The organism is Pseudomonas sp. MF6394 (genome assembly GCF_002018845.1).
GTDB lineage: Bacteria > Pseudomonadota > Gammaproteobacteria > Pseudomonadales > Pseudomonadaceae > Aquipseudomonas > Aquipseudomonas lactis.
The window spans coordinates 25,638-35,792 of sequence record NZ_MVOJ01000048.1; the positions used below are offsets into that span (position 1 = coordinate 25,638).

Below are 10,155 nucleotides of genomic sequence, written 5' to 3' on the forward strand. Positions count from 1 at the left end.
ATGTTTGAGCGCCTTATCCAATTCGCCATCGAGCAGCGCATCATCGTGTTGCTGGCGGTGCTGTTGATGGCCGGTGTCGGCATCGCCAGCTATCAGAAACTGCCCATCGACGCGGTGCCTGACATCACCAACGTACAGGTGCAGATCAACTCGGCGGCGGCCGGTTTTTCGCCGCTGGAAACCGAGCAGCGCATTACCTTTCCCATCGAGACGGCCATGGCCGGCCTGCCGGGCCTGCAGCAGACGCGTTCGCTGTCGCGTTCCGGTTTGTCCCAGGTCACGGTGATTTTCAAGGACGGCACCGACCTGTTCTTTGCCCGCCAACTGGTCAACGAACGCTTGCAAGTGGCCCGTGAGCAATTGCCCGACGGCATCGAAACCGCGATGGGGCCGATTTCCACCGGCCTCGGGGAAATTTTCCTGTGGACCGTCGAAGCCGAGGACGGCGCGCGCAAAGAGGACGGCACCCCGTACACCCCCACCGACCTGCGGGTGATCCAGGACTGGATCATCAAACCGCAGCTGCGCAACGTGCCGGGCGTGGCCGAGATCAATACCATTGGCGGCTTCGCCAAGGAATATCAGATTGCGCCAGACCCCAAGCGTCTGGCCGCTTACAACCTGACCCTCAACGATCTGGTCACGGCGCTGGAGCGTAACAACGCCAACGTCGGCGCCGGTTACATCGAGCGCAGCGGCGAACAGTTGTTGATCCGCGCGCCGGGCCAGGTGGCGTCTATCGACGACATCGCCAACATTGTCATCACCACCTCGGACGGCACGCCGATCCGCGTGCGCAATGTGGCCCAGGTCGACATTGGTCGTGAGCTGCGTACCGGCGCCGCCACCGAAAATGGCCGTGAAGTGGTGCTGGGCACGGTGTTCATGTTGATCGGTGAGAACAGCCGCAGCGTGTCCCAGGCGGTGGCGAAAAAGCTGGAGGAGATCAACCGCTCGCTGCCCGAAGGTGTGGTGGCGGTCACCGTTTACGACCGCACCAACCTGGTGGAAAAAGCCATCGCCACCGTGAAGAAAAACCTCTTCGAAGGTGCATTGCTGGTGGTGGCGGTGTTGTTCCTGTTCTTGGGTAATATCCGTGCAGCGCTGATCACGGCGATGGTAATTCCGCTGGCGATGCTGTTCACCTTCACCGGCATGTTCACCAACAAAGTCAGCGCCAACCTGATGAGCCTGGGCGCGCTGGACTTCGGCATTATCGTTGACGGTGCGGTGGTGATCGTCGAGAACGCCATCCGCCGCCTGGCCCACGCGCAACACCGGCATGGCCGGCTATTGACCCGCAGTGAGCGCCTGCACGAAGTGTTCGCCGCGGCCAAGGAGGCGCGACGTGCGCTGATCTTCGGGCAGTTGATCATCATGGTGGTGTACCTGCCGATCTTCGCTCTCACGGGCGTGGCCGGGAAGATGTTCCACCCCATGGCTTTCACGGTGGTGATTGCCTTGCTCGGCGCGATGATTCTGTCGGTGACCTTCGTACCGGCAGCGATTGCGTTGTTCGTCACCGGCAAGGTCAAGGAAGAAGAAAACTTCGTCATGCGCAGTGCGCGTCGGGTGTATGACCCGGTGCTCAACTGGGTGATGGTGCGTCGGCCCCTGGTGTTCGGCCTGGCCGCACTGACCATCGTCGTGTCGGGGTTGGTCGCCAGCCGCATGGGCAGTGAATTTATCCCCAGCCTCAGCGAAGGCGACTTTGCCCAACAGGCGCTGCGTGTGCCCGGCACCAGCCTGACGCAATCGGTTCAGATGCAGCAGCAACTGGAAAAAACCTTGCTGGCCCAAGTGCCGGAAATCGAGCGCGTTTTTGCGCGCACCGGTACGGCGGAAATTGCATCCGACCCGATGCCGCCGAATATCTCCGACAGCTACGTGATGCTCAAACCCAAGGACCAGTGGCCAGACCCGAAAAAGTCCCGCGAGGCAATCATCGCTGACATCCAACGGGCCAGCGCGATTGTGCCGGGCAGCGTGTATGAGCTGTCGCAGCCGATCCAGTTGCGCTTCAACGAGCTGATTTCCGGGGTGCGCAGCGACGTGGCAGTGAAGGTGTTTGGCGATGACATGGCGGTGCTCAACACCACCGCCGGGGAAATCGCCGAGACCTTGCAGAAACTCAACGGCGCCTCGGAAGTGAAGGTGGAACAGACCTCCGGCCTGCCGGTGCTGACCATCAATATCGACCGCGACAAAGCCGCTCGCTTTGGCCTGAATGTGGGCGATGTGCAGGACACCATCGCCGTCGCTGTCGGTGGGCGCCAGGCGGGTACGTTGTACGAGGGCGATCGGCGTTTTGACATGGTGGTGCGCTTGTCCGACACGTTGCGCACCGATATCGACGGCTTGTCACGCCTGTTGATTCCGGTGCCGGCGCTGGCGAGTAGTACCTCGGGGCAGTTGGGCTTTATCGCCTTGTCCCAGGTTGCCAGCCTTGACCTGGTGCTGGGCCCTAACCAGATCAGCCGCGAGAACGGCAAACGCCTGGTGATCGTCAGCGCCAACGTGCGCGGGCGCGATATCGGCTCGTTTGTCGAAGAGGCCGAGGCCGCCATCGCCACCCAGGTGAAAGTCCCCGCCGGTTACTGGACCACTTGGGGCGGCCAGTTCGAACAGTTGAAAGAGGCTTCTGAGCGCTTGCGCATCGTGGTGCCGGTGGCGTTGCTGCTGGTGTTCGGCTTGCTGTTCATGATGTTCAACAACCTCAAGGACGGCCTGCTGGTGTTTACCGGCATCCCCTTCGCGCTCACCGGCGGGATCATGGCGCTGTGGCTGCGCGATATCCCGTTGTCGATTTCAGCGGGGGTGGGCTTTATCGCCTTGTCAGGTGTGGCGGTGCTCAATGGCCTGGTGATGATCGCCTTCATCCGAAACCTGCGCGAGGAAGGTCGCTCGTTATCGGTGGCGATCCACGAAGGCGCGTTGACCCGCCTGCGTCCGGTGCTGATGACCGCGCTGGTGGCGTCCCTCGGGTTTATCCCCATGGCCCTCGCCACCGGCACCGGCGCCGAAGTGCAGCGCCCGTTGGCAACGGTGGTGATTGGCGGGATTATTTCTTCGACCTTGCTGACGTTGCTGGTGCTGCCGGCGTTGTACCAATGGGCTCATCGCCGCGATGAAGAGATCACCTGACAACCTCGAAGACGCCGCAACCCCAATGTGAGAGCGGGCTTGCTCGCGAATGCGCCGGGTCAGTCGATACCTGTACTGACTGATACACCGCCTTCGCGAGCAAGCCCGCTCTCACAAGGGGACAGCGGTGCTTCAAGAGTCTGGGGAAACACCAGGCTGAACCGCGTAAAACGCCCAGGCTGGCTGGTGACATGAGCATGGCCCTGATGCAAATGCATGATCGACTTCACAATGGCCAACCCCAACCCGGTACCGCCCTCGGCACGGGTACGGCTGCTGTCGGCGCGGTAGAACCGTTCGAACAGGTGCGGCAGGTGGTGCGCTTCAATGCCTCGCCCCGGGTTGCCCACCGACAGCGATACGCTCTGCTCGTAGGTCTCCACCAACAGCAACACGGTAGAGGCCTCGGGTGTGTGGCGAATGGCATTGGAGAGCAAATTGGAAATCGCCCGCTGAATCATCAGGCGGTCGCCGGTCACCCAGGCATCACCGCGCAGGCTCAGGGTGACGTGTTTGTCTTCGGCACTCAGGGCAAACAACTCCATCACGCGCTGGGCTTCCTGCGCCAGGGACACCTCGGTGAATGAGGCTCGCGCCGCCGGGTGGCTGACCTGCGCCAGAAACAGCATGTCGCTGACAATCCGCGCCAGGCGTTCGAGCTCTTCGGTGTTGGATTCCAGCACCGCCTTGTATTCCTGCGGCGGGCGCTGGCGCGACAGGGTCAACTGGGCCTTGCCCATCAGATTGGTCAAGGGCGCACGTAGCTCGTGGGCCAGGTCATCGGAGAATTGCGAGAGTTGCTGCACCCCGGCATCCAGGCGGTCGAGCATCACGTTGATGCCGTGGGCCAGTTCACCCAGTTCGTGGGGCAGGTTGTCTACGGATAAGCGATGGGTGAGGTCTTGGGTGGTGACTTTCGCCGCCACCTGGCTGAACTGCTTCAACGGCGCCAGGCCGCGTTGCACCAGCCACCAGGCGCCCATGCCAATCAGTATCAACAGCAGCGGCAGCGCAATCAGCGTGGCGCGCAGGTAGGCACTGAGCAGCGCCTGGTCGTCCATGCGGTCCAGGGACAGCAGCACCCGCACCCGCTCGCCGCTGGCCAGGCGCATCAGGCTGGAGGCACTGAGTATCTGGTTGCCGTAGCTGTCGACCCAATTGAGGTAGCCCAGGGTTTCCCGTGGCTTGAAGTCGGTGAGCAGTGGTTCCTGAGGCTTGCTGCCGACGTTGAGCAGCACGCTGTTATCGGGTGCGGTGCCGACAATGGTCAGGTGGAAGTTGTCGTGGCCCATCACCAGGTCCATCAGTGAGTGTGGGCGGGCGCGAATACCATGGGCGTCCAGGCCTAGGGCCAGGCTGTGCTGGATCTGTTCCATCTTGCTTTCCAGGTTCTTGCGCGCGAGCTTTTCCAGCTCATGGGTGAGGGCCAGGTAGGCCAGGGTTGCCAGCAGCAGCACCAGGCCCGCGCCCATCAGGCTGACCGTCAGGCCCAGGCGCATCGACAGGCTGCCGGTCTTCATGGGCGCGCTTCCAGCACGTACCCCACGCCACGAATGGTGTGGATCAGCTTGACCTCGCTCTGGTCATCCACCTTGGCGCGCAGGCGGCTGATGGAGACTTCCACCACATTGGTGTCGCAGTCGAAATTCATGTCCCACACCAGGGAAATAATCTGTGTGCGGGTCAGCACTTCGCCGGTCTGGCGCATCAGTACTTGCAGCAGGGCGAACTCCTTGGTGGTCAGGTCGATGCGCCGGGCGCCGCGATAAGCGCGGTGGCGGCGCGGGTCCAGTTCCAGGTCCGAGACGCGGAACACTTCCGGCTGTGGAATGTGCTCGCTGCGGCGCATCAGGGTGCGCACCCGTGCCAGCAGTTCGGGAAACTCGAACGGCTTGACCAGGTAGTCGTCGGCGCCCATGTCCAGGCCCTTGATCTTGTCAGCCAGCCGGCCACGGGCGGTGAGCATCATCACGCGCTGGGTGCCATTGCGGCGCAATTCTTCCAGCACTTGCCAGCCATCCTTGCCCGGCAGGTTGACGTCCAGAATCACCAGTTCATAGGCGTGTTGCCCGGCCAGGTGCAGGCCGTCGATGCCATTGGCGGCGCAGTCGACCACGTAGCCACTTTCGTTCAGGCCCTGTTGCAGGTAGTCGGCGGTTTTCTGCTCGTCTTCAACCACAAGAATACGCATGGGGGTTACCTCTTGAATTAGGGGAGAGAAGGCGCCCATGTCCCTATGGCGGCGGTTATCGGAGTAGGAAAAGTCTGAAGGCTAAAGTAGCTTCAGGGTCAACTGCGACCATCGGCCGCATGGCGCCGCAGGCAAAAAAAACGCCCCAAGCGGGGCGTTAAAAATTCATCTCTTTCCAAAGGAGCTACACAAAAGCTTCAGAGATGAATGTGCTCGGTGAATAAGTTGAAGCGAGTATAGAAAGTTCCACTTAACGAGAAGCTGAGGCCAATATTACAATTTTGATAACCGACTATTTGTGAACAGATGTTAGTTAATCGCGAGCGAATGTAAGGGCTACAGCACGGCCAATGGGTATTCGGCAATAAAACGAACTTCTTCCAAGTCTGACTCAAACGCACTGGAGCGTACCGTGGCTTGGCGCAAGCGCAAGGACAAGTCTTTCAAACGCCCACTTTGCACCACGTACTTGGCCTCGATATCCCGTTCCCAGCGGCGTTGATCGGTCAAGGGGTTGCCCGCTGCATCGCGGCGCATATACACGGCATTGGCGTTGCTGTAGTCGGCGCCGGTGCCTTTGCCGTAGCGGGTCATGAACGACAGGCCGGGAATGCCGAACGCCTGCATGTCCAGGTCGTAGCGCACCATCCATGAGCGCTCTTTGGGGGCGTTGAAATCGCTGTACTGGATCGAGTTATTGAGGAAGATCGAGTCTGACTGGCGCAGGTAGTCGAAGTCATCGTCACCGTTGTTACGCTGGTGCGACACGGCCACGCTGTGGGCACCGACCTTGACCCCGAGCCTGGCGCTCCAGATGTTGTTGTCGAACTCACCGAGCCGTTTCTGACCTTCGTCCACGGCCTTGTAATAGTTGAAGTCGCCGAACACCGACACGTCGTCGCTCAGCGCGTAATTGGCGTTGCTGCCCAAATAGTACTGATCCCATGCGTCCTTCAGGCGGCTGCTGTAGAGGCTAAAGCCCAGGTGGCTGTTGAGCTGGTAGTCACCGCCGAAGTAGGCGATCCAGGGCGAGTCGACCTTGCCCGCATAGAAGGTGGCAAAGCCTTTGTTCATGCCGCTTTCACTGGGCTGGCTCATGCCGCTCAAGCGTCCGCCTTGCAGGCTCAAGCCTTCCAGGCTGGTGTTTTGCAGGGTGACGCCGCGAAAGCTCTCGGGCAGCAAGCGAGAGTCGCCGTAGGCCACGACCGGGGTGAGTGGGAACACGTCGCCGGCCTTGATCACCGTGTCCAGCACGCGCAGTTTCGCAGCGCCGCCGACTTTGCTGTAGCTGTTTTCCGGCTGGTTGTCGCTGTTCACCGGCAGCACGCCGAACGAGCCTTTGCCGCCGCTGCGGCCGCTGCCCGAGTCAAGGGTAAGGCCGTACATGGCGAACGCGTCCAGACCAAAACCCACGGTGCCCTGGGTAAAACCGGATTCGAATTTGCCAATAAAGCCCTGGGCCCAGGCTTCGGAATAGCCATTGCCAGTAGGGCTGGACTGGCCCTTGCGGTCATCGCGGTTGAAGTAGAAATTGCGCGCCAGCACGTTGATGCGGCTGCCCTCGATAAAACCCTCGGGCTTGTCCTCCACCGCCATGGCGGCCATGGGCAGTGCAGCCATCAGTGAAAAGGGAAGGGTGTAATGACGAATGCTCATGATGCGCTCCTCGGTGATGGCAGTTATCGGCTCTTATAGAGGCGGGCGTTTTTATTGATCTGGCCCTGGTTGATAGTTGCAAATGGCGGATAACAGCTGCATGGCTTGCACATTACAATTTTGGAAACTAAAGGCCATCTAACAAATAAGTAATGTTCTGGTGAACCTGGCGTCAGGGTTCACTGGTTACTCTCGACACTGAACTTTCCAGTCGAGGAACCTGTGATGAACTTTTATAAATTAGGCTTGGGTGTATTAACCGCAGTCTTGTCATTTGGCGCACTGGCCGAAGGGGGCGGGGATCGCACCTTTGCCCTGATGATGGAGCGCAATGAGAAAGCCATGGCCGCTTACGCCATCAAAAAAGGCAAGCCGGTGCCCGAGGTCCAGGCCTACCGCTATGGCATGGACCTGGACATTGCCAAGGTCGTCAACGTGACGCCGCCGATCCGTTCGTGCAACGCCGTGCCGTCGCGCATGACCTATGAGGACTCCAGCGGCAAGCTCAATACCCTGGAGTATCAGGTCATGGGCGTATGCCGTAACAATGGCGGTTGAAAATATAGTTGGGCCCAGGGCTCAAGCGCTCTTCAGAAAACCCCGGCAGCGCCGATGCAGGTTAGAACACCCACCTCACTTGCCTAACGGTGCCCCATGTTCAACACCCGCCTGAAGCAAGAGCTGACCGCTCTGCGCGAAGAATTGTCGAGCTTGCTCCAGGTGAAAGAGAGCCTGGAAAGCGAAATGCTCTGCCTGACACTGGACCCTGAAGGCCGCGTGGAGTGGGCCAATGCCAACTTCCTGCAGGAACTGGCTTATTCACTCGGTGAGATTGTCGGGCGCGCGATCGAAGACCTGGTGCCAGCCCATGTGCGCCAGGACCCGTTCCAGCTGCGCTTCAAGCAGGCGCTGGCCCGCGGCGAACACTTTGCCGGCGCCGTGCGCCTGATGCGTGGCAATGGCAAGGAAGCCTGGTTGCGCTCAATCGTGCAGCCGGTGCGCAGTTCGGAGGGGCGCATCAAGCAGTTTTCGATGTTCTCCAGCGACCTTACCCGCACCATCGAGAGTTCGCGTGAACATGAAAACCTCATCACTGCGTTGATGCGTTCCACCGCGTTGATCGAGTTCGACCTGGAAGGGCATGTGCTCACCGCCAATGACCGCTTCCTCGGCGCCATGGGTTACAGCCTGGCGCAGATCGAAGGCAAGCATCACCGTATGTTCTGTGAACCGCAGGAATACAACAGTGCCGAATACCAACAGTTCTGGAAGCGCCTGAACGCTGGTGAGTTCGTCGCCGCGCGTTTCAAACGTGTGGACAGCCACGGCCGCCTGGTGTGGTTGGAGGCCACCTACAACCCGGTGGTGGATGCCAATGAGCGGCTGTACAAAGTGGTCAAGTTCGCCACGGTCATTACCGAGCAGGTCAACCGCGAGCAGGCGGTGGCTGAGGCCGCCAATATCGCCTACAGCACCTCTTTGCAAACCGACGACAGCGCTCAGCGCGGCACCACCGTGGTCACCCAGGCCGTGGACGTGATGCGCGACCTGGCCCAGCACATGCAACAGGCCGGTGAAGGCATCGAGGCGTTGAATGCCCAGTCCCAAGTGATCGGCAGTATCGTCAAGACCATCAGTGGCATTGCCGAGCAAACCAACCTGCTGGCGCTCAACGCCGCCATCGAAGCGGCGCGTGCCGGTGAACAGGGGCGTGGCTTTGCGGTAGTGGCCGACGAAGTGCGGCAACTGGCGTCACGCACCAGCAAAGCCACCGAGGAAATTGTCGGTGTGGTGCGCCAGAACCAGGACATGGCCCGCGACGCGGTGGCCTTGATGGCCGACGGGCGTGCGCAAGCCGAGCAGGGCCTGGCCCTGGCGGCCGAGGCGGGTACCGTGATCGTCGAGATTCAAGACGGTGCGCAAAAAGTGGTGAGTGCGGTCGGGCAGTTTGCCAATCAGCTGTCGAGCTGACCTGTGGGGCTTATGCTTGAGGTATCTTAGGTCTTTTCTCGCTTGCAGAGCTGATCGACCATGAGCCCTACGTTCCGTCGCCCCGTCCCACTGTTCAAGGCTTACCGTTTGCTCAACCACGGGCCGACCGTGTTGGTGAGCGCAGCCCACAACGGCCAGCGCAATATCATGGCCGCTGCCTGGGCCATGCCGCTGGATTTCGAACCACCGAAAGTCGCGGTGGTGCTCGACAAGGCCACCTGGACTCGCGAGCTACTGGAAGGCGCTGGTACCTTTGTGTTGCAGGTGCCTTGTGTTGCGCAGGCTGATCTGGTGCAGACGGTGGGCAATACCCGCGGCGTTGAAACCGATAAATTCGCGGCCTACGGCCTGCGCAGTTTCAGCGGTGAGCACACCGAGGCGCCGATGCTGGAAGGCTGTGTGGCCTGGTTGGAGTGCCGCCTGCTGCCCGAGCCGCATAATCAGCAGGCCTATGACCTGTTCCTGGGCGAAGTGGTCGCAGCTTATGCTGATGAGCGGGTCTTCAGCGAGGGCCACTGGCATTTTGAAGGGCATGATGAACTGCGCACGTTGCACCATGTGGCGGGGGGGAATTTCCTGGCCATTGGCGAACCGATTGTCGGGCGTCAGCTCTGACAGAGGCGGCATGTCCGAGTTAAGCGAACGCATGTTCAAAGCAACGAAGATCAAATGTGGGAGCTGGCTTGCCTGCGATGACGGCCTCACAGCCGGCCCCTATCTATCTGACGCCCCGCGCTCAAACTGTGGGAGCGGGCTTGCTCGCGAAGGCGGCCTAGCAGTCAACACAGTTGGATTGTGTACATATCCATTGCTGCGGTAACGGCCACCTAGGGTTCCGCTCTGACAGCGGCTCACTTTTGAAAAGCGCAAAAGTAAGCAAAACGCTCATGCCCCACCACTCGGCACCTCGCTTAGGCTCGGTGTGCCCGTAATCCGCCAGTGATTTGGGGGGCCGCCGCCACGCGCCATCCATGGCGCGGGGCGGCTAAACCGGCATCCCTGCCGGTTTACCCCCCAAATCCCTGTCGAATTCCGGCCAGCGTGGCGGCGTTTTTCAAGGTAGTTGTCGCGTCCACCGTCGCGCTACGCGATTTTTATTACCACGGTCAGTTCCCTTTCAGGGTTCAGATACACCGTCCCGATAGGGTTCCAGTTGCGTGTCTCTCCTGACC

Annotated in this window: 6 protein-coding genes and 2 pseudogenes; 5 read left to right on the forward strand and 3 right to left on the reverse strand. The window is 60.5% G+C overall.

Annotated features, from left to right (window positions below):
- Nucleotides 1–3,144, forward strand: a complete 3,144-nt coding sequence (locus MF6394_RS30880; RefSeq protein ID WP_078468182.1) for a CusA/CzcA family heavy metal efflux RND transporter — start codon at nt 1–3, stop codon at nt 3,142–3,144.
- Between the two features lie 59 nt (nt 3,145–3,203).
- Here MF6394_RS30880 and MF6394_RS30885 read toward each other — a convergent pair whose 3' ends face one another.
- The 3 genes from MF6394_RS30885 to MF6394_RS30895 all read right to left on the reverse strand — a co-directional run bounded on the left by MF6394_RS30885 (nt 3,204) and on the right by MF6394_RS30895 (nt 6,991).
- A complete protein-coding gene (locus tag MF6394_RS30885; RefSeq protein ID WP_078468183.1) occupies nt 3,204–4,664 on the reverse strand; it encodes a heavy metal sensor histidine kinase in 1,461 nt (486 codons plus the stop codon).
- Nucleotides 4,661–5,335: a heavy metal response regulator transcription factor gene (locus tag MF6394_RS30890; protein WP_044271284.1), complete on the reverse strand. Its 675-nt coding sequence runs from the start codon at nt 5,333–5,335 to the stop codon at nt 4,661–4,663. Before MF6394_RS30890 ends, MF6394_RS30885 begins: the two co-directional genes overlap by 4 nt.
- Before the next feature lie 336 nt (nt 5,336–5,671).
- Complete coding sequence (locus MF6394_RS30895; protein ID WP_047712526.1) at nt 5,672–6,991, reverse strand: OprD family porin; 1,320 nt, start codon at nt 6,989–6,991, stop codon at nt 5,672–5,674.
- A gap of 225 nt (nt 6,992–7,216) precedes the next feature.
- Here MF6394_RS30895 and MF6394_RS30900 point away from each other — a divergent pair, with 225 nt between their 5' ends.
- From MF6394_RS30900 to MF6394_RS30910, 4 genes and pseudogenes are all read left to right on the forward strand, one after another.
- Complete coding sequence (locus MF6394_RS30900) at nt 7,217–7,549, forward strand: DUF2790 domain-containing protein (RefSeq protein ID WP_044271288.1); 333 nt, start codon at nt 7,217–7,219, stop codon at nt 7,547–7,549.
- Nucleotides 7,550–7,735: 186 nt separating this feature from the next.
- Nucleotides 7,736–8,422: pseudogene (locus MF6394_RS35305) on the forward strand (PAS domain-containing protein); the annotation flags it as partial.
- A 108-nt stretch (nt 8,423–8,530) separates the two neighbouring features.
- A pseudogene (locus tag MF6394_RS35310) lies at nt 8,531–8,962 on the forward strand (methyl-accepting chemotaxis protein); the annotation flags it as partial.
- A gap of 60 nt (nt 8,963–9,022) precedes the next feature.
- Entirely contained in the window at nt 9,023–9,598 is a 576-nt protein-coding gene (locus tag MF6394_RS30910; protein ID WP_078468184.1) for a flavin reductase family protein, read from the forward strand.
- Nucleotides 9,599–10,155 lie beyond the last annotated feature (557 nt).

Excerpts from the sequence above, each read along its gene's own strand:
- MF6394_RS30880 (WP_078468182.1), top strand. The coding sequence starts at position 1 with ATGTTTGAGCGCCTTATCCAATTCGCCATCGAGCAGCGCATCATCGTG.
- MF6394_RS30885 (WP_078468183.1), bottom strand. The coding sequence starts at position 4,664 with ATGAAGACCGGCAGCCTGTCGATGCGCCTGGGCCTGACGGTCAGCCTG.
- MF6394_RS30890 (WP_044271284.1), bottom strand. The coding sequence starts at position 5,335 with ATGCGTATTCTTGTGGTTGAAGACGAGCAGAAAACCGCCGACTACCTG.
- MF6394_RS30895 (WP_047712526.1), bottom strand. The coding sequence starts at position 6,991 with ATGAGCATTCGTCATTACACCCTTCCCTTTTCACTGATGGCTGCACTG.
- MF6394_RS30900 (WP_044271288.1), top strand. The coding sequence starts at position 7,217 with ATGAACTTTTATAAATTAGGCTTGGGTGTATTAACCGCAGTCTTGTCA.
- MF6394_RS30910 (WP_078468184.1), top strand. The coding sequence starts at position 9,023 with ATGAGCCCTACGTTCCGTCGCCCCGTCCCACTGTTCAAGGCTTACCGT.